Source organism: Amycolatopsis sp. TNS106, from assembly GCF_019330265.1.
Taxonomy (GTDB): Bacteria; Actinomycetota; Actinomycetes; order Mycobacteriales; family Pseudonocardiaceae; genus Amycolatopsis; species Amycolatopsis lurida.
Genome location: NZ_CP024972.1, coordinates 8140732 through 8164025, shown reverse-complemented (window position 1 = coordinate 8164025; position 23294 = coordinate 8140732). Strand labels below are relative to the sequence as shown.

Genomic DNA, 23294 nt, shown 5'->3' with positions numbered 1-23294 from the left:
TCAAGCGGTGAAGCCCAGCACCAGGGAGGCGGCGACGGGCGCCAGATACATCAGCGGGAACGCGACGTGCGACGGCCAGTGCGCGCGGAGCACGGTGATCACGGCGCCGGTGAAGTAGAGCACCAGGCCGATCCCGGCCGCGACACCGAGCACGGGCACCCACAGGCCGGCGATCAGGCCGAGCGCGCCCGCCGCCTTGGCGACGCCGAGCGGCGTCCACCAGTCGCGGGGAACGCCGTAATCGGCCAGCGGCTGTACGACCCACTGGGCACGTTTTAGAGCGACCGCTCTCTTATTGTTTTGGAGCAAGCGCTCTGTTACCGTCGACCGCATGCCCCGCCCCCGCGTGCACGACCTGGACAGGCTGCTCGACGCGGCCGAGCGCCTCGTCGTCGAGACGGGCGCCCACGGCGTCACGGTCCGGTCCCTCGCGGCCGCGGCGGGCGTGTCCAACGGCACGATCTATCACGCCTTCGGCTCACTGGGCGCCTTGCTGGCCCGAGTCTGGCTCCGCGCGGCGGGCGAGTTCCTCGACCTCCAGACCGAGCTGGCGGATCAGGCGGAAGACCCGGTCGAGGCGGTCACGGCCGCGGCGGGCACACCGGCCGCGTTCGCCGACCGGAGACCGGAGGCGGCCCGCCTGCTCATCACCGTCAAGAAGGAGGACGTACTCGGTCCGCAGGTGCCCGAAGCCCTCGCCGCCGACCTCCTCGCCCTCGACAAACGCCTGATCGCGTTCCTGGTCCGGCTCGCCGGCCGGCTCTGGGACCGGCGGGACGCACAGGCCGTCGAGGTGCTGACGACCTGCGTGGTCGACTTGCCGACCGCCCTGTTCCGCCGCGCGTTCATCGCGGGCGAACCGATCTCCGAAGCCTCCCGCACCCGGCTCGCCGCCGCGGTCCGCGCCATACTCCTGCTCCCACCCCCACGAAAGGACTGACATGCCCACTCTGCGCCAAGACGCCCCGGTGTTCCTGCTGGACCTCGGAGACGACGAGAACCGCTTCTCGCCTTCCTGGCTGGAAACCGTCCATTCCCAGCTGGACACCGTCGTCGCCTATCCGGATCCGGCCGTGCTGGTCACCGTCGGCTCCGGGAAGTTCTACTCGAACGGCCTCGACCTCGAATGGCTCACCAGCAACCCCGCCCAGGCCGCGCAGTACGTCGCCGACGTCCACGAACTGCTGGCCCGCGTGCTCACCCTCGGCGTGCACACGGTCGCCGCGATCAACGGGCACGCGTTCGGCGCCGGAGCCATGCTGGCGATGGCGCACGACTTCCGGGTGATGCGCGCCGACCGCGGGTACTTCTGCTTCCCCGAAGCGGATATCAACATCCCGTTCACGCCGGGGATGGCGGCGCTGATCCAGGGCAAACTCACCCCCGCCGCCGCGATCGCGTCGATGACCACGGGCCGCCGGTTCGGCGGGACGGACGCGCGGGACCTGGGACTCGTCGACGCCGTGGCCGAGAAGCCCGCGCTGCTGGAGTACGCGACCGACCTCGTCCGCCCGCTGGCAGGCAAGGATCGCGGCACGCTGTCCGCGATCAAGACGACGATGTTCTCCCCCGCCGTCACCGCGCTGCGCGCCAAGTAGAAGTCGTGCGCACCGACGAGGCGGCGTTCGATCGCCTGGTCGAGCCGCTGCGCCGCGAGCTCCACGCCCACTGCTACCGCCTGCTCGGCTCGGCCCACGACGCCGACGACGCCCTGCAGGACGCGCTCCTGCGGGCATGGCGGGGGATGGACCGGTTCGAGGGCCGCGGCTCGATGCGCACTTGGCTCTACACCATCGTCACCCGCACCTGCCTGGACAACGCGACCGCTCGGGGCAGGCGGGCGTTGCCGATGGATCTGGGCCCGTCGAGTGAGCGAATCGTGTTCGAAGACGCCCCGGCGTCCGAGGTGGCGTGGCTCGGCCCCTACCCCGACGCGCCGGACGCCCGGTACGAACGGCGCGAGGCCATCGAGCTGGCCTTCGTCGCCGCGCTGCAGCACCTGCCGGGCAACCAGCGGGCCGCGCTGGTGCTTTTCGACGTCCTCGGCTTCTCCGCCGCCGAAATCGCGTCCATAATGGACACTTCGGCGGCTGCGGTGAACAGCGCGCTGCAACGGGCGCGGGCGATCGTGGCCGAGAAGGTCACGGCACCCGAGGCGCTGGGGAAGCTCGAAGACACCCGGACACGCGAGATCGCCGCGCACTTCGCCTCCGCGCTGGAGCGTGGCGACGCCGACGCGCTCGTGGCGTTGCTGACCAAGGACGTCACTTGGTCCATGCCCCCGCTCACGCGCTGGTACAGCGGCATCGAGGCCGTCACCGATTTCGCCGTCGCGGTCCCGCTCGGCCGGTGCCCGAGCTGGCGCACCGAGGTCCTCACGGCCAACGGGCAGCCCGCCGTCGCCTGTTACCTCGGCGAATCGGGCGACGCCGTCCATCGCGCCTGGTCCATCAACGTGCTTTCCCTGCGCGAAGACCGGATCCGCGACATCACCTCGTTTCTCGACGCGGATCTGTTCGCGCGGTTCGGCCTTCCCCCGGAAAAGGCCTGAGCATGCGCAAGAGGGTGTTGATCGCGCTGGCGGTGGCCGTCACCATCGTCGGCGTGGTCTTCGGTGGCGCGTTCGCCTTCCAACGCAAGCTGATCTACCTCCCCGAGGCGGGTCCGCTCGCGGACGCCGCCGACGTCCTGCCCGGCGGCAGGGACGTCACGCTCACCACCTCGGACGGGCTGAGCCTGGCGAGCTGGTACTTCCCGGTCGCCGGCGCGAAGGCGGCCGTGCTGGTCGCGCCGGGCAACGCCGGGAACCGGTCCTACCGCGTGCCGATGGCCCGCGCGCTGACCGCGCGCGGGCTCTCGGTGCTGCTCCTGGACTATCGCGGGTACGGAGGCAATCCCGGCGAGCCGTCCGAGGAAGGACTCGCGCTGGACGTCCGCGCCGCACACGACTTCCTGGTCCGCGAGGCCGGAGTGCCGCTGATCTACTTCGGCGAGAGCCTCGGCTCCTCGGTCGTCACCGAACTGGCCGTCGAGCGCTCGCCGTCCGCGCTCGTGTTGCGCTCGCCGTTCGTCGACCTCGCGTCGGTCGGGCAACGGCATTACCCGTTCCTGCCCATCCGCTGGCTCCTGCGGGACGAGTTCCCGACGAGGGACGACGTCGCGCGGGTGAAGGCACCGGTGACCGTCGTGTACGGCGCCGCGGACTCGATCGTCCCGGCCGAGCAGAGCCGCGCCGTGGCGCGGGCGGCCGGTGCCGAGACGATCGAGGTGCCCGGCGCCGATCACAACGATCCGGCGTTGTCCGACGGACCGGAGCTGATCGGCGCCATCGCGGGCTCGGTTCCTTGACGGGCTCAGCCCCGGCTTGCGCTCCGGCCCAGTGACAGGGCGTGGCCGGGGTTGAGCTTGCGGCCGAGACGTTCGGCCTTGGGCCAACGGACCTCCGTCGCCCAGCCCGCCTTCTCGAACAGCCAGATCAGCCGCGCCGAGATGTCGAGCTGGCCACGCCGGACGCCGTGCCGGGCGCCGGTGGGGTCGGCGTGGTGGGAGTTGTGCCAGGACTCACCCATCGAGGCGATGGCGAGCGGCCAGAAGTTCGCGGATTTGTCGCGGGCGGCGAACGGGCGGTCACCGATCATGTGACACAGCGAGTTCACCGACCAGGTGACGTGGTGCAGCAGCGCCACGCGGACCAGGCTGGCCCAGAAGAACGCGGTGACCGCGCCCCACCACGACATCGTGATCACTCCGCCGAGGACGGCGGGCGCGAGCAGCGTGACGACGGTGAGCAGCGGGAACAGGCGATCGATCCGGGCGATGTCGCGGTCGGCGAGCAGGTCGGGGGCGAACCGCTGCGCGTTGGTCTTCTCGCGATCGAACAGCCAGCCCATGTGGGCGTGCCAGAAGCCACGGGCCAGCGCGGCCGGGCTGGTGCCGAACCGCCACGGGGAGTGCGGGTCTCCCTCGCGGTCGGCGAAGGCGTGGTGGCGCCGATGGTCGGCGACCCAGCCGATGACCGGGCCCTGCATGGCCATGCTGCCGGCGACCGCGAGCGCGATCCGCAGGCCGCGGTTGGCCTTGAAGGCGCCGTGGGTGAAGTACCGGTGGAAACCGATGGTCACGCCGAGGCCGGTGAGGAAGTAGAACCCAGCGGCCAGGCCGAGGTCCACCCAGCCGAGGCCCCAGCCCCACGCGAAGGGGACGGAGGCGGCAAGCGCCAGCAGCGGCACCACCGCGAACAGCTTCACGAGAAAGTTTTCGGTGTTGGTCTGCTCCCCGGACAGCAGGGGCTGTGGCGCCTGCCGCTCTGCGCTGTCCGGGTGGTTTAGAACTGAAGTCATATCGTCGCTTCTTTGTCGATGGCCAGGACTAGTATCGGCTGTGTCAGCCGATGTCACGGCGCGACGCACGGAAGGCGACGCCCGCGACGAATTCTGCGCGAGCGTGCTTGGACAACACGACACCCAAAACGTTGGTCTACTCCGGTCAACGAACGGCGTCGGCCGAAGGTTCCGGGGCGGGATAAGAGGGTTCGCGAAAAAGATCCATGTATCGCTCACCTTGAGGGGTCGCGGGATCGTGCCGCTCGACCTGGGTGTCGAGCGGATGACTGAACAGCGCACTGTCGGTGCTGTGAGTTTTGACTGTGAAACCTTTCGAAGGGACCGCGGGTTCGCGGTCATCGGCGAGGCCGGGGGCGAATTCCACCCGCCTCGTGCCGGATCGGCGTCGCGCTGTGAAGGCGCCGCCATCCCCCACGATACACGCCCTGGGGCCGGAACCCCAGGGCGTCCGCATCGATCAGCCCGGCGCGGTCACGTTGAGCGCCGCCACGACCGTTCGCTCTTCGTGAGCGAAATGCGCATCGAGCGTCCCTGCGAGCGCATCGAACTCGTCACGCAAGCGGACGGGGTCACTCTCACCGTGGACGTACCCCTCGACGAGCTCCCGGATCCGCTTCTGCAGGTCCGCGACGACGACATGGTCCTCCCCGAGCTGGGTCAACACCGGCGCGAGTGCCGGGAACCGTTGCGCCAGCATGGGAAACGCTCCCATGTCCTCGCCGGTATGATGCTTGGTCAACGCCTCGCAGAACGAAACGCAGTGTGCCCGCAGGGATTTCTCCATGAAAAGCGTGTCCGCGCGCCCGGCCACGATGTCGTCCATCCCGGCGCGCAGCGTCTTGAGCTCCTCCCGTAGCCAGTCGTGGACCTCCACCAGGAAGTCCCCCAACCCTTGCACCCGGTCGTCGATCCGGTACAGGACCACGACCGGCAGCTCGCGCGTCGTTTTCGCCTGGTACTCGGCGAAACCCGGCTCCACGGCGACGATCTTCGCGAACAGCGCGGCACGCTCCGCCGCGGGCGGAACGGCCGCGAGAGCCGCGTAGGTTTCGGTCCCCGTCTCGATCGTGACCCGGTGGTCACGACGGATGTTGTGGTACCAGCCCGGATGCGCCGGCGCCCCCATGTTCGAAGCGACGACGACGGTCTTGCCGTCGATTTCGAGATACCCCAGCGGATTCGTCCGCCGCTCACCACTCCTGGCACCGATGGTGGTGAGCAGGATCAGCTGCCACCCCTCGAACATGCCGCCGAGCTTTCCCTTGCTCCGCCTGAATTCCTCGATCACCTGGTCGTTGAAGCCGGTCAATGCGTTCCTTTCCCGTCGATGTGTCGACAGGAGGGCGCGGAACCGTCACCGGAAGAGTGCACACGAGCCTGGACGCACCCGATTTTCGGGCGCATCGCATGGAGGCGTCATCCCACGACGCGGGGATGACCGAATATGAGAGACGGTGTGTGCCGATCTCCAGTGGCCGAGTAGCCGCTACCTCCATGCGTAGGCCCATACGGGGCTCGGAGACGACGCTAGCACGAGACCGGGCCGATGCGCACCCACCTTGTCTCCTGCGATTGCTTTTGGTTTACCGAAAGACACTTCGCAGCCTTACCCCTTCGCGCTCTTAAAGACGCTTCGCTGCTTTAAGACTCCCTTCGCAGCTGCTATTTTGGGCAATTTTCTCCGTTGGGCCGTTTGGGCTAGCGCACGTGTTCGATACGGAGTAACTTGAAGTCGTGGCCAGCGACGATGCACCCCAGGAGACGTCCACCGAGTGGTGGCGCGTCGATACCGCGACGCTGCATGCCCGTAAACAAGAACTCGAGATTGTGAAGCGCCGGGCGGATGCGGAACAGAACGCGATCCTCGCGGAAATCAATTCCCGCGGGATTCGTGGGTGCAGCGGTCATTCGACCTTGGCGGCACTGATCTTCGAGGACTTCCTCGTGACCGACAAGGAAGCCAGTGCACGCGCAGACCGGGTCCTGGCTTTGCATCCCGGCCCAGCCATCGGCGGAGACCCCGAGCCACCCCTGGCACCATTGACGGCTGAAGCCGCCGCGGAGGGCGCGATCGGCGGATCGCAGATCGACGCCATCATCAAGACTCTCGCCCGGATCCCATCCACGGTCCCCGAGGAGGAGGTGCGCACCGGAGAGAAAATCCTCGTCGACCTCGCCCGCCGCGCGGGGCCCCGGCAGATCGCCCGCGCCGGACGCCGCCTGCTGGACAAACTCGACCCCGACGGCAAAGAACCCCGCAACGACGACCCCAAAGACACCCGACCCGAACTACGGTTCGTCACCCACCGCGACGGCACCCTCGGCCTCAAAGCCAGACTCGACCTCGAAACCTACGCCCGCCTCAAATCCGACCTCGACCCCCTGGCCAAACCCCACAAAGCCATCGACGGCATCCGCGACTCCCGCACCCAAGACGAACGCTACGGAGACGCCTTCACCGACTACGTCCGCCTGAAAACCACCAGCCGCAACCTCCCCGGCCAAGCAGGCGAAGCCACCCACATCCTTGTCACCATGTCCTACGACGACCTCATCCGCGACATCGGCGAAGCACACCTGGATTTGGTAGGCCCGATCAGCGCCACCGACGCGAGGATCCTCGCGTGTGATGCCCGGGTGCGCCCCGGTGTTCTCGGCACCGCCGGTGAACCCCTCGACATCGGCCGCTCCAAACGCACCGTGTCCCTCGCCCAAAAATACGCACTCACCCTCCGCGACGGCGGCTGCGCATTCCCCGGCTGCGACATGCCCGTACCCCGCTGCACCGCCCACCACATCGTTTTCTGGCGACACCACGGCGAAACAAAGATCGACAACCTCGTCCTGCTCTGCACCAAACACCACCGGTTGATCCACCACAGCGAATGGAAAGTCCAAATAGCCCAAGACGGACTCCCCGAATTCACCCCACCCGCCTACCTCGACCCCACCGGCACACCGAGACGCAACACCATGCACCTCAGAACATAGGCCGACCCGATTGGACCCTTTGCCCCTGCGCGATAAGGCCCAACTGTCCACAAGAGACACGTTGGCGGGCCAAAGTACCCGATGACGGCACGTCACAGGGGGTCGTGACCCCAGGAAGCCTCAGGGGATCAATCGGGCATCTTGCCCACCTCTGATAGTCCAATATGGACAGATAGCGTACGCCCCCCGTCATCGACTCACGCCTCGATAGCCCACCGCCCAAGCCGAACGCCCCGATCTCCGCCACGTTGCGAAAGCCACCCGCACGCCCCATCAGAACCCGGCGTGAAGGGCCCCTGCCCCACGTCCGATACGGGGAGCAGTCCCTGCCCGATCCAAACCCTGGACACCAGCAGAGAGCCGCTAGTCCAACGTCAGCTCCCCCACAACCTGATCCCCGCTCATCTCCCCCGTCAACCGGAACCCGAGCTTGAGATAGAAGCGCTCGGGTCCGTCGTCGCCGGGGTGCCAGCAAGCGGTGAGGCGGTCGCCGCCCCGGCGGCGGATCTCGGCGGCCACGGCGTCGACCGCGAAACGGCCGTAGCCCCGGCCCTGTTCGCCTGCCGCGATGTTGAGCCGCCAGAGGCCCGAGCGGATGTCCGTGCCCGTGCCGTCACCGGCGAAGTCGATGTCCAGGAAGGCCATGAGGAACCCGACCAGCCGGTCATCGTCGAAGATGAGGCGAGGCCACGCGACGCCGGGGTGCACGTAGGCCTCGGCGAGGGACTTCACCACCGGCGCGACCAAATGGCTTTGCTCCGGTTGGACTTTCAATCCGATTGCGGCGTCGAAGTTGGCGGCGGTGACCTCGGCCAGCCGAAGCGTACTCGTCATACTCGCACCGTAAACCGGTGATCAACTCATTTCGTCCAGCGCCGCCCAGATCACGTGCCGCGCGTTCCCGCCAACGACTCGTGGGTTTTCAACGTAGAACAGCAACGCGATCGGCCGCGGTCCCAGGTCGCGTCGTCGACGCTCAGTGCCTGCCGGAAGCCTCCGTCGCATCGGCGGGCAAGAGGAACAGGTCGCAGGGCCGGACCGCCCGCGCCATGCAGCCGAAGTACGCGGCAGCCACTCCTGCACCAGCGTCACGCCCTTGCCCGGTGGCAGCCGTACGACCATGTCGTCGCCCACCCGGAACAGGGCGCTGACCCTACGACCGTCCGCCCCGCCCACCCGAGAAAACTGTGCCGCGAGCAGCCTCCGAATCAGGGTTCTCGTCGACCACGACGGACATCCCACCACCGCGCGGGCATCATCGAGAGCCATGCCGATCCTCCCCGGTCCCGAGCCGCTCACCCCGGAGCTCACCGTCCGTCCGGCCCGGCCGGGCGAGGAGGACGCCGTCCTCGACCTCCTCGCCGAGGCCGCCGCCTGGCTCGCCGGGCGCGGAATCCACCAATGGCCGCACCGCTTTCCCCGGGAGTCGGTGCGACGGCAGATCCAGGCGGGCGAGGCGTTGCTGGTCGTCGGGCGCGGCAAGCCCATCGCGACCTGCGTGGTGACCGAGGCGGATCCCGAGCTCTGGGGCGAGAACACCGAACCGGCCTACTATCTGGGCCGCCTCGCGGTGGCGCGGGAAGCGGCCGGTGCCGGGCTCGGGAGCAGGATCATCGATTGGGTCGGCGAGAAGGCCGCGGTTCATGACAAGGCCTTCGTCCGGGTGGCGACCACGAGGGACAACCCGGCCTTGCGCGGGTACTACGAGCGCAGGGGTTTCGAGCACGTGGCCGACCCGCCCGAGGCGAAATGGCCCACCAGCCTCTACGAAAAGCCGGCAGTCTCACGGCAAGCCGAGGATTTCCGGCCGTGAGGCGTATTTTCGCCAGTGCCGTCCCGGATCCGGGACGAGGCGGCGGCTTTCGAGATCCAGCAGCCCGGAAAGGCTTTCCACCTCGGCCACGACGGCGCCGTCCGGCGCCACGAATTCCTGGACGACCCGGGACACCTTGCCCGGCTCCCAGGTGAACCTGGTCAGGACGTCGATCCGCGCGCGGGCACGTAGTTCGCGGCGGAACCGGATCGTCGTTTCGAGGTTGACCGGGCCGAGATTCGCGGCTCTGAGGTCCAACGGGTCCACCCCTGCCGCCCACACGCACTCCCAGCGCGCGTGATCGGCGTACGCGAGATAAGCGGGGCCGCGTACGTGACCGTTGAGGTCGAGATCGTCGGTGCGGATGTCGATGGTGACACGGAAGGGTTCGGGCACCTCCCGATCCTCGCCTCGGCGGACCGCCTCAGTCTGGAACGTTTCGGCCAGTCCAGGAGCGCACGAGCGCGCCGGGCGAAGCGCCCGACAGCCGACGGCACTCGCGCCCGAGATGCGACTGATCCGCGTAGCCCACGTCGGCGGCGACGCCGGCGAGCGATGTCTTGTCCCGTGCCACGGCCTCGACGCGCTCGAGGAACCGGCGGAACCGCAGCACCCGCTGCAACTCCTTGGGACCGACACCGACGTCGTGCCGCACATGCCGCCGAAGACCGCGCTCACTCACCCCCAGCTCGGCGGCCACCCGGTCGGTACGAGCACTGGGCGCACGCAGCGCGCGAGCGGCCGCGAGAGACAGCCCGTCCACCTCGACGTCCTGGAGTCTTTCGGCGACCAGCGATTCCAGCACCGACTTCGCCTCACCAGGCACTCCGCATTCGGCCAGCCGGGCTTCCGCGCGGCGAGCCCCGACGGCCCACAGGTCGCGCAGCGGGGTCGCACCCGCCGGCAGCTCCGTCATCGGCAGGCCCAGCACCGCGCCGCCGACGCCGCAGCGCAGGCGCAGCCCGACGGTCCAGTCCGCCGACGGCAGTTCGTGCCGCAGCACCCCGCGCACGGTGCTGACGGCGGCGAGCACCGTCCCGTCCCAGACGAGGTCCACACAACCGTCCGGGAACACCCTCAGCGGACGACGGCGGCCCACCACGCCCGTCCATGCTCTCTCGACCACGCCTGCCATGGCCGCGTCCGGCGTGCTTTCGCGGTACACCGAACGACCCGCACGGCGACGCAGCGGAACACCCACGTCCGGCAGTATGCCCCCGCCCACCGACAAGATGCGCTTCACCTGATCTTGATGAAGACTTGCCGCCGTGCTGCGACCGGTGCTCGACCCGTCCTCCGCCGAGTGGATCTCCCCCAGGCTCGGCGGGGCGTTCGGCGCGGCGGGCCGAACGGTTCCGCGTGGCTACGCCGCCTACGCGCGCCTCTGCCATCCTGCCGAGCGCGACCGCGGCGGCTGGGCGAGCTGGAGCGAAGCCGCCGCCGAAACGGGACGGCGTGCCCATGGCGCCATGCAGTGGCACGCGCTGGTCGGCTCCCCGGATCCGGTGAATCTCACCGGTTCGCTCTGGCGCGGCTCTCCCCCAGGTCGCGGCACGCTCCCGTCGCACACTCTCACGGCGCTGCTGGCCGTTCTCGGCGACCACACGTCCGCATCGGACGCCTGGTTCGGCCTCTGGGACGGCTACGGCTGGGCCGACGAGGCGACGTTGTCCCGCGAGCACCTCGACGCGCCGCGCCTGCGCCACCCGGGCCGGGACTACCTGCTCTTCCGCGGACCGTTGACGTCCGCGACGGAACTCGGCTGGCGCCCCCGGCCGAACTGGTTCGAGGCGCGGTCGCCCAACCTGTTCTGGCCGGACGACCGCGCGTGGTGCGTGGCCACCGAAGTCGACTTCGATTCGACCCTCGTCGCCGGCGAGGAGGCCCTCGTCGACGCCCTGGTCAAGGCGCCGGGGCTGGAGGCGTGGCGGATCGAATCCGACACCTCGCTCGCGGCCGACGGGGACCGGATCAACCAGCTGCCGTGAAGGTCAGCGCTCTTCGATCGCGTCGACCTTCGTCGGGTAGAACGCCACGTGGTCCTTGATCTCGGCGACCGCGTCGTGCGGCGCCTCGTAGGTCCAGACGGCGTTCTCGGCGACGCCGTCGCCGGCGCGGATGCTGTAGTACGAGGCGTCGCCCTTGAACGGGCAGTAGGTCGAGTGGTCCGTCCGCTCCAGCAGGCCGAAGTCGACGTCGGCACGCGGGATGTAGTGCGCGGGCGGGTAGTTCGCCTCCCGGAGCGTGAGCGCGTTCGCGCTGTCCGCCACGACCTTCTCGCCGACCGTGACGACCACGCGCCCCTTGTTCGGCTCCACCGTGATCGGGTGGGCGGCGCTGGGCTTCAACACCTTCTTGTCAGACATACCGGGCACAGCGACGCCGGGCACGCGGATATTCCCCCTCAGGGCAGGTAGTACATCGGATTCGGCAATTTGACCGGGAACTCGGCGTAACCGCCTTCGAGGTCGCTGAACTGGTCGCCGAAGTTGGCGAGGATGGTCGCGCCGGTCGAGGCGATATGCTTCCTCGTGCCCGATTTGTACTGAACCGTGGTGCAGGCCAGCCCGCACGGCAGGTAGTCCGGCGCGGTGGTCTTCGGTTTGAAGAACGCCCCCGCGGGCGCCGGGTAGCCCTCGTTAGCTAGGTTCTTCAGCGACCGCGGGCCCTGGAATTCGTTGCGCCCGGTCAGGAAGTAGATCTTCACGCCGCGCTGCGCCGCCCAGTTCGCCAGTTCCAGCACCGGCTTGTTCGCGACGAACGTGCCCTGGTCGATCGCTTCCTGCTGTTTCACCGGGTCGAACCCGAAGTCGTTGTCCGCTTCCCAGCCGTAGGTGACCTCGGCGGTGTCGTCGACGTCGAACACGACGGCGGGGTTCTCGACGCCGCGGTCCAGCCGCCGCGTGAGGTAGCGCTTGGCATCGTCGACCTGGCGCCGGGTGTCGGAGACGAACCGGCTGCCGTCGGAGTACCGGTGCTTGCCGTCGACGCCGACGACATCGCCGTAGTAGGCCTTCACGTCGAGTTTGACCTGGCCGATGTTGGCGGGCTCGTGACCGTGCCGCCCGGTGGCGTCACCGGTGTTCGCGACGGCGGTGGCACCGCCCGCGAGAACGGCCCCGGCGGCCGCGGCGGCGGCCAGTTTCAGCAGACCGGTGAACCAGCTCATGGAAATGCTCCTCACGTCAGCTGTGCGCGGCAAAGGAACGCTACTCCAGAACGACCGATTCTGGTCAGTACCAAAGTAGCTTCTTCGCCACCGCGAGGTTTCAGCTTGCGCCGCAAGGCATCCGGGTCGATGTCGAGACCTCGGACGAGGATCTCCAAACGACCGATATCGTGTTTTTTCAGCAATACACGAAGATTCTTCTCGCTGTACGGTCCGTGCTCGAACACCCGGAACGCCCGGATTCCCGGCGGCGGAGTGTCCCCGGTCAGATAAGCGATGCGCTCGTCGAGCTGCCACAAGCCGTGCCGTGCCGCGTAATGCCGTACCAGCCCGGCCCGGACGACGGCGCCGTCGGGGTCGACGATCCACTCACCCGGCGCACGCGCGGGGATCTCGTCGGGATCGACGTCGGTGACCGTCCACTGTGTACCGTCCGAACGCAGCACCGTCGCCCGGCGTGACACCGTCGCGCCCACTCCGCGCCACAGGCAGGCCTCGCGGACCTGACCGTCCAAAGAGACCAGTTCGACCTCGTCCGCCCAGGGCGCGATGGAGAAATCGAGGCCCGGCGCGCATTTGACGGAAAGCTCGCGGCCCGCGTACGACTCGACCAGGCCGTCCAGCGGCGGGAGGAAATCGGCGGGCTTCCACGCCCGGCGCCCGGCGGAGTCACGGCGGGCGGGATCGGCGACGACGACCGAATCACGACTGACCGGCCGCAACGCGTCCGCCCTGAGCAGGCCCACCGGGACCCCGGCCTCGGCGGCGTTGTGGCGCGCCATCGCCAGCCGGACCTCGTCCAGATCAGACCCCAGCGCCCCGGAGGCGACGCGAGCGATCTCGATCAGGTCCGCGCCGATGGAACACGTCACGTCGTGGACGTCGCGACCGGCGAGCCTGGAAGCCCGGTGCCGGGCGACCAGCGTGGCGCTGGCCTGCTGGAGGGCGTCGCCGGTGAACAGCCACGAGCCCGCGGAGTCCAGTTTGGCCGACGACTTCCGCCGCAGCACCACCGTTTCCAGTACCGCGGCCGCGTGGTCCGGAGCGATCCGGCGTACGGCGGCGACGTCGGCGATCCGGGTCTTGTCGGTCAGCGGCAGGGACGAGCATTCGGCGAGCGCCGCGCTTCCCGCGCCGGAGCGCAGGAAGGCGACGTCGCCGAGGGTGAACTGGTACGGCAACCTACGATCGCTTGGTACCGGTGATCATCACGTTGTAGAACAGCTCGCGCGGCAGCACCTTGGCGAGCAGCTTCTTGTCCAAAGCGGACAGCCGCAGCCACAGCCGGTACGCGAACAGACGCCAGCGCAGGGTCAGCTTCTCCTGCGGCACGGCGGCTTCGAAGGTCCGGATCGGCCAGCCCGCGAGCGCCGCGGCGAACTCCTCGGTGACCGCGCGGACGTCCTGCGCGCCCGCGCCGCGGGCCATCGACTCGAGCTCGGACGGGTCGAAGGTGTGGATGTCAACCACGGCCTCCAGCGCGGCCGCGCGGGAGGACTCGTCGAGTTCCTCCTGCGGGCGGCGCCAGCCGTTCAGCACCGGGAGCTTGGTCAGGTTGGTGGTGAGGTACCACGTGAGCTGGCCGAGCTTGCGCGCGTAGAAGTCGCCGACCTTGGTGGGCTCGCCCGCGAAGACGAACCGCCCGCCCGGCTTCAGCACCCGCAGCACCTCGGCGAACGCCGCGCGGACGTCCGGGATGTGGTGCAGCACGGCGTGCCCGACGACGAGGTCGAAACTGTTGTCCTCGTACGGGATCCGCTCCGCGTCGGCGACCCGGCCGTCGACGTCCAGGCCGAGGTTCTCGGCGTTGCGCAGCGCGACCTGCACCATGCCCGGCGAGAGGTCGGTGACCGAACCCTTCTTGATCACGCCACCCTGCATGAGGTTCAGCAGGAAGAAACCGGTACCGCTGCCCAGTTCCATCGCGGTCGGGTACGGCTGGCCGTCTTCACCGGCGACGGCGTTGAACACGTCCGTCGCGTAGGAGATGCAGCGCTCGTCGTAGGAGATGGACCATTTCTCGTCGTAGGTCCCGGCTTCCCAGTCGTGGTAGAGCACGTTGGCGAGCTTGGGGTCGCCGAAGGCGGCCTTGACCTCTTCGGCGGTGGCGTGCGGATTCGGCGCCGGATCGTTCACCTGCGTCATCGCGCTTACTTCCCCTCGAAGGTGGCCTTGCCAGGGCCGTTTTCGATGAACGACTTCATGCCGTTGCGCTGGTCCTCGGTCGCCCAGAGCGCGGCGAAGAGGTGGGATTCGAGCTTGAGACCGCTCGCGAGGTCGGTGTCGAGACCGCCGTCGATCGCGGCCTTCGCGGCGCGCAGCGCCACAGCCGGGCCGTTCGCGAACTGCGAGGCCCACTTGTGCGCGGCGGCGTAGACGTCGTCCGGCGCCACGACCTCGTCGAGGATGCCGAGTGCGAGGGCCTCCTCGGCCTTCACGAAGCGGCCGGTGAACACGAGGTCCTTGGTCTTGCTCGGGCCGATGAGCCGCGCCAGGCGCTGCGTGCCGCCGGCACCGGGGATGACGCCGAGCTGGATCTCCGGCTGGCCGACCTTGACGTTGTCGCCGGCGATCCGGCGGTCGGCGGTCAGCGCGAGTTCGAGGCCGCCACCCAGCGCGTAGCCGGTGATGGCCGCGACGACCGGCTTCGGGATGTTCGCGATGGTGGCCAGCGACGCCGTCAGCGCCGCGCCGAACTTCGCGATCTCCGGGTAGGTGCGCTCGGCCATCTCCTTGATGTCCGCGCCGCCCGCGAAGGTCTTCTCGCCGCCGTAGAGGATCACGGCGCGCACGTCGTCGCGCTCGGAGGCCTCACGGGCCGCTTCGGCCAGCTCGGCCTGCACCTGGTTGTTCAGCGCGTTGACCGGCGGGCGGTCCAGCCGGATCGTGCCGACCCCGCCTTCGACCTCGAGACTTACGAACTCTCCCACGCCGTCCTCCTTAACCGTCCAAGACAGAGTGCAGGCTACCGGTCAGTACGACCCGTCAGCGGCGACGGGCGAAGAAGCGATCACCGGATCGTTCGAGCAGGAGGTCCTGATCGAACGTCTTGGACAGGTTGTCGCTGGTCACGACGTCGTCCACGAGTCCGGAGGCGACCGTGCGCCCGTCGCGCAGCAGCAGCGCGTGGGTGAACCCCGGCGGGATTTCTTCCACGTGATGGGTGACGAGCACCATGGCCGGGGCCTCGGGGTCGAGGGCCAGCTCCGAAAGGCGGGCGACGAGGTCTTCGCGGCCGCCGAGGTCGAGACCGGCGGCGGGCTCGTCGAGCAGCAGCATCTCCGGGTCGGTCATCAGCGAACGCGCGATCAGGGTCCGCTTGCGCTCGCCCTCCGACAGCGTGCCGAAGGTGCGGTCGGCCAGGTGCGCGATGCCGAGAGCGCCCAGGAGCTCCATGGCGCGGTCGGTGTCCAGGCTGTCGTATTCCTCACGCCAGCGGCCGACGACGGCGTAACCGGCGCTCACCACGACGTCGACGACGCGCTCCTCCCCCGGCACGCGCTGGGCGATCGCGGCCGAGGTGAACCCGATCCGCGGGCGCAGCTCGAAGATGTTGACCTTGCCGATCCGGTCGCCGAGCAGGTCGACCGTTCCCGTGGTCGGGTGGAGTTCGGCCGCGGCCAGCCGGAGCAGGGTGGTCTTGCCCGCGCCGTTCGGGCCGAGCACCACCCAGCGCTCGTCCAGTTCCACGGTCCAATCGAGGTCGGCGAGGAGGTCGTTGCCTGTTCGGCGGACCCCGACACCGGTCATCCTCACCACGAGGTCGTCAAGTTCGCTGGGCTGGATCGGCTCGCTCACGCGCCCATTGTGTCCGCACTCGCGCGCGTGTGTGCACCGGGCCGCCGGTCGGGGGAAAGCGGCTGGTCCAGGAAGTGGGACGGAGCGACCCTGGAGTGGCACCTGTGGCACCATCGGCGGCGTGATCAGGTCCGTGTCCGCCGCCTTCCCCGTCATCGGGGGCTCTTTCTGGCGCCGCCGGGCCATCGATCTGCTCCTCGTCGCCTCGTGCGGGTGTACCACCGCGCGACACGGCTGAGTTCCCTCTTCCGACGGCATCCCCGTGTCGCGCCGCGCCCGGCCCTGCTTCCGCGTCCGCGAATCTCACGAGGAGCCTCTCCGTGACCACGTCCATCACGCCCCGTCTGGACTTCGAGATCCACCCGCAGCTGACCGACCCGCTGCTCCCCGAACTGCTGCACCCCGACCGTCTGCTCTGGACGCCCCGCGAACTGGCCGAGTTGACCTCCACGGTCACCACCGAGCTGACCTCGGGCCTGCGCGGCCTGCTGCGCTTCGACCCTGACCACCGCTGGTGGGCGCGCCTCGCGCTGACCGACGGCGTCGAACTGTGGCTGCTGTCGTGGCTGCCCGGCCAGCGGACCAAACCGCACGACCACGGCGGTGCGTCCGGTTCGTTCACCGTGCTGCAGGGCGAGATCGGCGAGGAGTACCGCTACCCCGGCGGCCCGGTCCGGCGCCGCACCCACGTCGCGGGCGAGGGCATCGGCTTCGGCGCGGGACGCGCGCACCAGGTGACCGGCATCGGCACCGAGCCCGCCGCCAGCGTCCACGCCTACTCGCCGCCGCTGGTCGCGACCCGCGAATACGCCACGCTCGCCGACGTTCCCGCCGAGATCCCCTCGCTGGCCCCGATACTGGGCCGATGAGCGCTATCGACACGCTGCTGGCCTCCGCCAGGGCCGGACTGGACCGCGCCGAGCCCGAGCGGGCACTGCGGCTGCAACGGGACGGCGCCCTCATCGTGGACATCCGCCCGCACGTCAACCGGGCCGAAGAAGGCGAGATCCCCGGCTCGGTGGTCGTCGAGCGGATCCACCTCGAGTGGCGGCTGGCGCCGGACAGCGAATGGCGGCTGCCGCAGGTGAAACCGGATTCGACGGTGATCGTCGTGTGCAACGAGGGGTACTCGTCGAGCCTCGCCGCAGCCGACCTGCAGCGGCTCGGCCTGCCGGGTGCCACCGACCTCGAAGGCGGGTTCCGGGCCTGGCTTTCGGCGGGGCTCCCGGTCCGGGAAGGCGGTACACCCGCCGTTCCCTAGCGGCGGACCGCGAGCCGGGCGACCGACTCCGGGGAAAGCGGGAGCGCGGCGTGGATCCCGGTGCCCCGCGTCGGCCTGGGGTTGACCAGCACGCCTGTCGCCGCGGTACGGCGGGCGGCCGCGAGCACGACCTCGCGGCCGGTCCGGTGCCGGATCCGGCCCCAGCCCGCCCCGGTGACCGCGCGGTACTCGGCCAGCAACCGCTCGTCGGTGAAGACGCAGAGCCAGTCGCCGTGCGCGCCGAGCCGGGCCGGGACCGGGGCGCCCGCCTCGTCCGCCGGGCCGCATACCGTGCCGTCGAGGAACATGCGCATGACCGAGGGAACGGGGTCGCGGAGAGCACCGCCGGTCTGTTCCCGCTCAGGACGGACGTTCTCGGCGATCCACCGCGAAGCGAGCCTGAAGTCTTCGCCGGTGAGATCCTCCTGGAAACCGTCGAGGCTGTTCTTGACGCTTCCCAGGAAGTCGTAGAACCGGCGGGTGCAGGTCCGCTCGGAGACCGGCACCCGGCCGCGGCCGACCATGGTCCTGATCCGGCCGACCATGCCCGCCCCGCCGTGCACCTGGTCCACGCCGAGGTTGTAGGCGGTCCAGACGATCTCGGGCATGAGCGGGTCGGCGAACCGCTCGAGCACACGGTTCAGGCGCAGGAGAACGATCTCGCGCACCCGGCCGGGCTCGGCGTCTTCGGCGATCCCCCAGATGCCCCGCAGTTCCGGCCCCAGCGCGTGGTGCAGCCCGTCCTGCCGGATCCCGGCTCGGGCATGGACATGGTGCAGCCGGTCCTTGGCTCTGCGCGACGTTTTCGTTTCCTTAGCCGAAGCCACCATTCCTCCGCCATTCGGATCGGCCGGCAAAGTCTATTTCACCTGGCCGTTCCGCATTGTCCGGCGGAAATCGAAGATCAGGGGTTTTCTTTGTTCGCCACCGGCTTGACAAGCGGGGGTACCGACCAGAATCGCCACACGTCGTCGCTGAGCCCCTGCAGCCGCCGGTCGAATTCGGCCGGATCGGCGAGGAGAAGAGCCGGCGCCAGCCCAGTCTGCCCGTGTGCGGGGTCAGGAGGCGGTGAAATCGGCCTGACGGCACGTGAAGGCCGCGATTCCCGGACCACTCGCCGATCGACCTCACCGAGCACCGTCTTCAGCGCGGCCAGATCCCTGCCCACTTCGGTGAGCGTGGCGGCGGCACGGGCCGCCGCCTCGGCCCGCTGGGCGGCCAGCCTCCGGATGAGCGACGGATCCGCGGTGTCCCGCGCGGTCCTGGTCAGCTGTTCCAGGACGGCGACGAAATCGTCCAGCGCCCGCGCGGCGCGGGCATGCTCCTCCGCCACCATCCGGCACCGGGCGACCAGCTCCGTCCGGCGGCCCAGATACGCGTCGTGTCCAGGGCCGGACCAGCCATGAGGGTCGATCTGGCGCACCTCGACGGCCTGGTCCTCCAACGACCGGGAAACCGCTCGCAAGCGTTCCGCCTCGCTTCGGAGCACGCTGACCGACCCCGCCGTCCAGGGCGCACTCGGCCCGTCCGGGTCTTCCGGGTTCATCGTCCGTCCACTTCGCTCAGCCGAGAACGGCCTGGATGGTGCCGGCGTTCCCGGCGTCGAAGGCGACGGCCCGCCGGGTAAGGCTTTGGGCGGCTTCGAGCAGCGAGACCTTCTCGATCGCCTCTTCTTCGCCGTTCCGGTAATCGCGCGCGGCCTTGCCCAGCCGGTCACCGAGGCGCCGCACGTCCTCGGCGAGCACGGTGACACTGTGCGCGGAAGCCTCCTGGAAGCTCTCCAGCGCCGCCACGAGCACGGGATCCCCCGCTTCGCTCGCCGTGGCCTTGAACTTCAGCGCCGGTTGCCTGGTGATCATCTCGGTGATGTCGTGAAGCCGGTCGCCCGACCGGCTCAGCTCGTCGGGAACGGCCTCGAAATCGATCATGTCCGGTGTCCTCGTCTCGGGTCAGCATTCACGGGCCAGCCGGGCGATCTCCTCCGGTGGGAGGGGCAGCGTGGCGTCGGCTCCCGCTCCCAGCACCGGACTCGGATCGATCAGGACCCCGGTCGGGAAGATCCGGCCCGCCGCCATCCGTACGACGTCACGGCCCGTCCACCGGCCGATCCGGCTCCAGTCCGCGCCGGTGGACTCGCGATAGGCGGCCAGCAGGCGCTCCCCGGTGAAGACGCACAGCCACTCGCCCCGGGTATCGAGCTTCGCCGCGAGCGGTACCCCGGCAGCGTCCGCGGGTCCGTGGACAGGACCGTCGAGGAACATCTTCACCACCGGTTCCATCGGCGACCGCAGCCTCCGGATGGCGGTGGACAGCCCGCTCGCGACCGCGGCGGTTTCCGGGGGGCCGGGCCGGATGTTCCCGGCCAGCCAGCGCGAAGCCCGGGCGAGGTCCTCACCGGTGATCGCGCTCTGTTCCGCGCTCAAGCTCCTCACGACGGCAGGCAGGAAGATGTCGTTGAACCGGCGGGCGCAGGTGCGGACACTGCATTCGACGCCGCCCCGGCCGACCAGTCTTTCGAGCCGCCGGACGACACCGCTTTCCTCGCCGGGCGAAGCCGCGCCGAGGTTGTACGCGGTCCAGACGATCACGGGCATTTCGGGTTTCGGGAACTGGTCCAGCACCCGGTTCAACCGCAGGAGCACGATCTCCCGCACGCGTGACGCCTCGGCGTCTTCCGCGATACCCCAGCGTTCGAGCAACTCCGGGCCCATCACCGCGGCGAGCCCGTCCTGCCAGATGCCGTTGCGCTTGTGGATGCCGAGCACGCTGTCCTCGGGTTTTTTTCTTTTCCTCGCCGAAGTCACTATTCCTCCCCTGCGCGACCTCAAGGACGAAGAGCCTAGGCGATCACAATATGCCGCACGAATCACCCCCGGCCGCCCGATAAAACGTCTTCAGCCTGCACTTTTGCCAATTTTTGGCCACCATCGGACGCGCTTTCGCCTTTTGTTTGCCACCGACTTGACAACGACCGGGGATGACCGATCTGTGGCAAACGAAAACCGTACGTACGTCTCCTGACCACTTTCTGGCCAAGGCCCGGCAGGGGGCTGCGCGAAGACGATCACTCCGCTTAGCGTCGAAGCGACAGCCGCTGATCGAGCGGCCAGGAATCAGGAGTACGGAATGGAACTCGTCGTGATCGCCGGGCTGGCGATACTGCTCGGCGCCGGAGCGGGCTGGCTCGTTTCGGCACGCTGGCATCAGCGTCGGCAGGCGGAACTCGTCCACTTCGCCCAGGCATGGGAATACGCGCGGTACGCCGGATACGTCTCGGCGCACCGGTACCCGCAGGGGACCGGTGCGCCGTTCCTGAGGTGAATCAGGCGTGGACGACCCTGGCCAGTTCGGCCGGGGTGGCCAGCAGACGGTGTTTCGGCAGGACGCGGACGGTGTAACCGATGGAGCCGGGATGCGGCAGTTTCAACCGCGCCGCGAACGCGCCGATCCCGTCGCCCGACATCGGAACGGTGACGGGGTCGCTCAGTTCGTCCCCGTCACCCACCTTCCCGACGACGGCCTGGACGTCCACTTCGGACGGTTCGAGACCGGCGAGGTCGATCCGCGCCCGGATGGTCACCTCGGTGCCGGTGACCATCGGCGCGGAATCCTCGACGAGCAGTTCGGTGTCGAAGATCCGCACCCTCGGCCAGGAGACGTCCAATTTGGTCCGGTAGTCGGCCAGCGACAGCGCGCCGCGGTACCCGTCACCGGTGGCCTCCGCGACCATCCGCGAGGCGGGCAGATAACCCGACTCGACGTACTCCCGCACCATCCGCGCGGCCTGTACGCGCGGCCCGAGGGTCTCCAGCGTGTGCCAGACCATCGACATCCAGCCGCCGGGCACCCCGTCGGCGCCGCGGTCGTAGAACAGCGGCGCGATCTGGTGGCCCAGCAGGTCGTAGAGCGCCGCGGCCTCCAGCTCGTCGCGGCGCAGCGGGTCGGTGACGCCGTCCGCGGTGGGGATCGCCCAGCCGTTGCTGCCGTCGTAGCACTCGTCCCACCAGCCGTCGCGGATGGACAGGTTGAGGCCGCCGTTGAGCGCGGACTTCATCCCCGAGGTGCCGCACGCCTCCAGCTGCCGCACCGGCGTGTTCAGCCAGACGTCACAGCCGCGGTAGAGGTAGCGCGCCATGGACATGTCGTAGTCCGGCAGGAAGACGATGCGGCGCCGGACCTCGGGATCGTCGACGAACCGGACGATCTGCTGGATCAGCTGCTTGCCGCCCTCGTCGGCCGGATGCGACTTGCCCGCGACGACGAGCTGGATCGGGCGCCGCTCGTCCAGCAACAGCGCGCGCAGGCGCTCCGGGTCACGCAGCATCAGCGTGAGCCGCTTGTACGTCGGCACCCGGCGCGCGAAGCCGACGGTCAGCACGTCCGGGTCGAAGACCGTGTCGGTCCACCCCAGTTCGAGCGCGGACGCGCCGCGCTGCATCCACGCGGCCCGCACCCGGCGCCGCACCTCGGCGACCAGCTTCTCCCGCAGCTCCCGCCGCAGTGCCCACAGCTGCTCGTCGCTGACGCCGTCCCGCAGCGGCTTGCCCTGTGCGCCGTCGAGGCCCAGTTCCACGTGGTTGCGCCCGAGCAGCGCGCTCAGCTCGCGGGCCACCCAGGTCGGCCCGTGGACACCGTTGGTGACCGACGAAACGGGCACCTCGTCGAAGTCGAACCCGGGCCACAGCCGCGAGAACATCCGCCGCGACACGCGGCCGTGCAGCGCGGAGACGCCGTTCGCGCGCTGGGCGAGCCGCAGGCCCATATGCGCCATGTTGAACAGGCCGGGGTTGTCCTCCGCGCCGAGCGCGAGCACGCGGCGCGGGTCGACGTCCGGGACCAGCCTGCCGTCGGTGAAGTACCGCTGGACGAGGTCGACGGGGAACCGGTCGATCCCGGCGCTGACCGGGGTGTGCGTGGTGAACACGGTGCCGGCGCGGACGGCGGGCAGCGCCTCGTCGAACGCCAGCCCGTCGGCCTGGATGATCTCGCGGGCGCGTTCCAGCCCGAGGAATCCGGCATGGCCTTCGTTGGTGTGGAACACCTTCGGCTGCGGATGCCCGGTCAGCTCGCAGTAGCGCCGTACCGCGCGGAAGCCGCCGATCCCGGCCAGGATCTCCTGGCGGATGCGGTGGTCGGCGTCGCCGCCGTACAACCGATCGGTGACCGCGCGCAGGTCTTCGTCGTTGGCCTCGGTGTCGGTGTCCAGGAGCAGCAGCGGGATCCGGCCGACGCGGGCCTTCCAGATCTGCGCGTGCAACGTGCGCCCGGCGGGCATCGCGACGTCGACCAGCACCGGCTTGCCGCCGTCGGTCACGAGTTCCAGCGGGAAGGCGTTCGGATCGATCACCGGGTAGTGCTCGACCTGCCAGCCGTCGAGCGACAGTGCCTGCCGGAAGTACCCGGCGCGGTAGAGCAGCCCGACACCGACCATCGGCACGCCGAGGTCCGACGCCGCCTTGAGGTGGTCCCCGGCGAGCACGCCGAGGCCGCCGGAGTAGTTCGGCAGTGCCTCGGTGACCCCGAACTCCATCGAGAAGTACGCGACGGCGGGCGGGAGGTCCGCGTCGTCCTGCTTCTGATACCAGCGCGGCTCGGCGAGATAGCGCTCCAGATCGGCCACGGCCTCGCGCGCGTGGGCGAGGAAGGCGTCGTCGACGGCGAGTTCGTCGAGCCGGGCCGGGGGCAGGGCGGTGAGCATCCGCAGCGGGTCGCGGACGCGGTTGAACAGCTCCGCGTCCATCGACGCGAACAGGTCGCGCGTGGGCGGATGCCAGGTCCAGCGCAGATTCGTGGCGAGGTCACCGAGGCCGGAGAGCGACTCCGGCAGGCTCGCGCGGACGGTGAACCGGCGGACTGCTCTCATGAAGAGCGACCATATCGGCACGGCCCCCGCCCCGCTCAAGACCCACTTCGGGGATT

The 23294-nt window shown here is 69.4% G+C and carries 27 protein-coding genes; 10 read left to right on the top strand and 17 right to left on the bottom strand.

Annotated elements, in window-relative coordinates; genetic code table 11:
* A complete protein-coding gene (locus CVV72_RS37900; protein ID WP_255632390.1) occupies positions 1-309 on the bottom strand; it encodes a DoxX family protein in 309 nt (102 codons plus the stop codon).
* A gap of 22 nt (positions 310-331) precedes the next feature.
* Between CVV72_RS37900 and CVV72_RS37895 the strand changes: the two genes are divergently transcribed.
* From CVV72_RS37895 to CVV72_RS37880, 4 genes are read left to right on the top strand one after another with little or no spacing between them, the layout of a single operon-like run.
* A complete protein-coding gene (locus CVV72_RS37895; RefSeq protein WP_219149201.1) occupies positions 332-940 on the top strand; it encodes a TetR/AcrR family transcriptional regulator in 609 nt (202 codons plus the stop codon).
* 1 nt (position 941) lies between these two features.
* Positions 942-1598 carry an enoyl-CoA hydratase-related protein gene (locus CVV72_RS37890; protein ID WP_219149199.1) on the top strand — a complete coding sequence of 219 codons (657 nt, stop codon included), beginning with the start codon at positions 942-944 and terminating at the stop codon, positions 1596-1598.
* Positions 1599-1603: 5 nt separating this feature from the next.
* A complete protein-coding gene (locus CVV72_RS37885; protein WP_219149197.1) occupies positions 1604-2551 on the top strand; it encodes a sigma-70 family RNA polymerase sigma factor in 948 nt (315 codons plus the stop codon).
* A gap of 2 nt (positions 2552-2553) precedes the next feature.
* Positions 2554-3348 carry an alpha/beta hydrolase gene (locus CVV72_RS37880; RefSeq protein ID WP_219149195.1) on the top strand — a complete coding sequence of 265 codons (795 nt, stop codon included), beginning with the start codon at positions 2554-2556 and terminating at the stop codon, positions 3346-3348.
* A 5-nt stretch (positions 3349-3353) separates the two neighbouring features.
* Here the strand turns inward: CVV72_RS37880 and CVV72_RS37875 are convergent, their stop codons facing one another.
* Positions 3354-4340 carry an acyl-CoA desaturase gene (locus CVV72_RS37875; protein WP_219149193.1) on the bottom strand — a complete coding sequence of 329 codons (987 nt, stop codon included), beginning with the start codon at positions 4338-4340 and terminating at the stop codon, positions 3354-3356.
* A gap of 460 nt (positions 4341-4800) precedes the next feature.
* A complete protein-coding gene (locus tag CVV72_RS37870; protein WP_219149191.1) occupies positions 4801-5652 on the bottom strand; it encodes a nitroreductase/quinone reductase family protein in 852 nt (283 codons plus the stop codon).
* 425 nt (positions 5653-6077) lie between these two features.
* Here CVV72_RS37870 and CVV72_RS37865 point away from each other — a divergent pair, with 425 nt between their 5' ends.
* The gene (locus CVV72_RS37865; RefSeq protein ID WP_219149189.1) at positions 6078-7334 is read left to right on the top strand and encodes an HNH endonuclease signature motif containing protein; all 1257 of its coding nucleotides are present in this window, start codon (positions 6078-6080) and stop codon (positions 7332-7334) included.
* A gap of 363 nt (positions 7335-7697) precedes the next feature.
* On the opposite strand, the gene CVV72_RS37860 is transcribed toward CVV72_RS37865, so the two are convergent.
* The gene (locus CVV72_RS37860; RefSeq protein ID WP_219149186.1) at positions 7698-8168 is read right to left on the bottom strand and encodes a GNAT family N-acetyltransferase; all 471 of its coding nucleotides are present in this window, start codon (positions 8166-8168) and stop codon (positions 7698-7700) included.
* Positions 8169-8601: 433 nt separating this feature from the next.
* Between CVV72_RS37860 and CVV72_RS37855 the strand changes: the two genes are divergently transcribed.
* Positions 8602-9147 (top strand): GNAT family N-acetyltransferase, encoded by a 546-nt coding sequence (locus CVV72_RS37855; protein ID WP_219149184.1) that lies wholly within the window; start codon positions 8602-8604, stop codon positions 9145-9147.
* Here CVV72_RS37855 and CVV72_RS37850 read toward each other — a convergent pair.
* Entirely contained in the window at positions 9118-9543 is a 426-nt protein-coding gene (locus tag CVV72_RS37850; protein WP_219149182.1) for a thioesterase family protein, read from the bottom strand. The genes CVV72_RS37855 and CVV72_RS37850 overlap by 30 nt on opposite strands.
* A 28-nt stretch (positions 9544-9571) precedes the next feature.
* Positions 9572-10348, bottom strand: coding sequence for a helix-turn-helix domain-containing protein (locus tag CVV72_RS37845; RefSeq protein ID WP_219149180.1), 777 nt, complete (start codon positions 10346-10348; stop codon positions 9572-9574).
* A 67-nt stretch (positions 10349-10415) separates the two neighbouring features.
* Between CVV72_RS37845 and CVV72_RS37840 the strand changes: the two genes are divergently transcribed.
* Positions 10416-11135, top strand: a complete 720-nt coding sequence (locus CVV72_RS37840; protein ID WP_219149178.1) for a hypothetical protein — start codon at positions 10416-10418, stop codon at positions 11133-11135.
* 3 nt (positions 11136-11138) lie between these two features.
* On the opposite strand, the gene CVV72_RS37835 is transcribed toward CVV72_RS37840, so the two are convergent.
* The 6 genes from CVV72_RS37835 to CVV72_RS37810 are packed head-to-tail and all read right to left on the bottom strand — an operon-like array spanning position 11139 to position 16114.
* Positions 11139-11513, bottom strand: coding sequence for a DUF427 domain-containing protein (locus tag CVV72_RS37835; protein WP_219149176.1), 375 nt, complete (start codon positions 11511-11513; stop codon positions 11139-11141).
* A gap of 38 nt (positions 11514-11551) precedes the next feature.
* On the bottom strand, positions 11552-12316 hold the full coding sequence (locus CVV72_RS37830) for an HAD family acid phosphatase (RefSeq protein ID WP_219149174.1): 765 nt from the start codon (positions 12314-12316) through the stop codon (positions 11552-11554).
* Positions 12317-12327: 11 nt separating this feature from the next.
* Entirely contained in the window at positions 12328-13497 is a 1170-nt protein-coding gene (locus CVV72_RS37825; protein WP_219149172.1) for a class I SAM-dependent methyltransferase, read from the bottom strand.
* Position 13498: 1 nt separating this feature from the next.
* Positions 13499-14461 (bottom strand): class I SAM-dependent methyltransferase, encoded by a 963-nt coding sequence (locus CVV72_RS37820; protein WP_219149170.1) that lies wholly within the window; start codon positions 14459-14461, stop codon positions 13499-13501.
* Positions 14462-14466: 5 nt separating this feature from the next.
* Complete coding sequence (locus tag CVV72_RS37815) at positions 14467-15246, bottom strand: enoyl-CoA hydratase/isomerase family protein (protein ID WP_005167845.1); 780 nt, start codon at positions 15244-15246, stop codon at positions 14467-14469.
* Positions 15247-15301: 55 nt separating this feature from the next.
* Entirely contained in the window at positions 15302-16114 is an 813-nt protein-coding gene (locus tag CVV72_RS37810) for an ABC transporter ATP-binding protein (protein ID WP_219149168.1), read from the bottom strand.
* A 320-nt stretch (positions 16115-16434) separates the two neighbouring features.
* Between CVV72_RS37810 and CVV72_RS37805 the strand changes: the two genes are divergently transcribed.
* Together CVV72_RS37805 and CVV72_RS37800 are read left to right on the top strand one after the other, a co-directional pair.
* A complete protein-coding gene (locus tag CVV72_RS37805; protein WP_219149166.1) occupies positions 16435-16983 on the top strand; it encodes a cysteine dioxygenase family protein in 549 nt (182 codons plus the stop codon).
* A complete protein-coding gene (locus CVV72_RS37800; RefSeq protein WP_219149164.1) occupies positions 16980-17375 on the top strand; it encodes a rhodanese-like domain-containing protein in 396 nt (131 codons plus the stop codon). The genes CVV72_RS37805 and CVV72_RS37800 overlap by 4 nt, the downstream gene beginning before the upstream one ends.
* Here CVV72_RS37800 and CVV72_RS37795 read toward each other — a convergent pair.
* From CVV72_RS37795 to CVV72_RS37780, 4 genes are all read right to left on the bottom strand, one after another.
* On the bottom strand, positions 17372-18205 hold the full coding sequence (locus CVV72_RS37795; RefSeq protein WP_219149162.1) for a hypothetical protein: 834 nt from the start codon (positions 18203-18205) through the stop codon (positions 17372-17374). The two genes, CVV72_RS37800 and CVV72_RS37795, sit on opposite strands and share 4 nt — an antisense overlap.
* Positions 18206-18279: 74 nt before the next feature.
* The gene (locus CVV72_RS37790) at positions 18280-18921 is read right to left on the bottom strand and encodes a hypothetical protein (protein ID WP_219149160.1); all 642 of its coding nucleotides are present in this window, start codon (positions 18919-18921) and stop codon (positions 18280-18282) included.
* A 16-nt stretch (positions 18922-18937) separates the two neighbouring features.
* Positions 18938-19303: a hypothetical protein gene (locus CVV72_RS37785; protein WP_219149158.1), complete on the bottom strand. Its 366-nt coding sequence runs from the start codon at positions 19301-19303 to the stop codon at positions 18938-18940.
* A gap of 21 nt (positions 19304-19324) precedes the next feature.
* Entirely contained in the window at positions 19325-20182 is an 858-nt protein-coding gene (locus CVV72_RS37780; RefSeq protein ID WP_219154386.1) for a hypothetical protein, read from the bottom strand.
* A gap of 319 nt (positions 20183-20501) precedes the next feature.
* Here CVV72_RS37780 and CVV72_RS37775 point away from each other — a divergent pair, with 319 nt between their 5' ends.
* Positions 20502-20696: a hypothetical protein gene (locus tag CVV72_RS37775; protein ID WP_034315502.1), complete on the top strand. Its 195-nt coding sequence runs from the start codon at positions 20502-20504 to the stop codon at positions 20694-20696.
* A 1-nt stretch (position 20697) separates the two neighbouring features.
* Here the strand turns inward: CVV72_RS37775 and glgP are convergent, their stop codons facing one another.
* Positions 20698-23238, bottom strand: a complete 2541-nt coding sequence (glgP, locus tag CVV72_RS37770; protein ID WP_219149156.1) for an alpha-glucan family phosphorylase — start codon at positions 23236-23238, stop codon at positions 20698-20700.
* Positions 23239-23294: the final 56 nt, after the last annotated feature.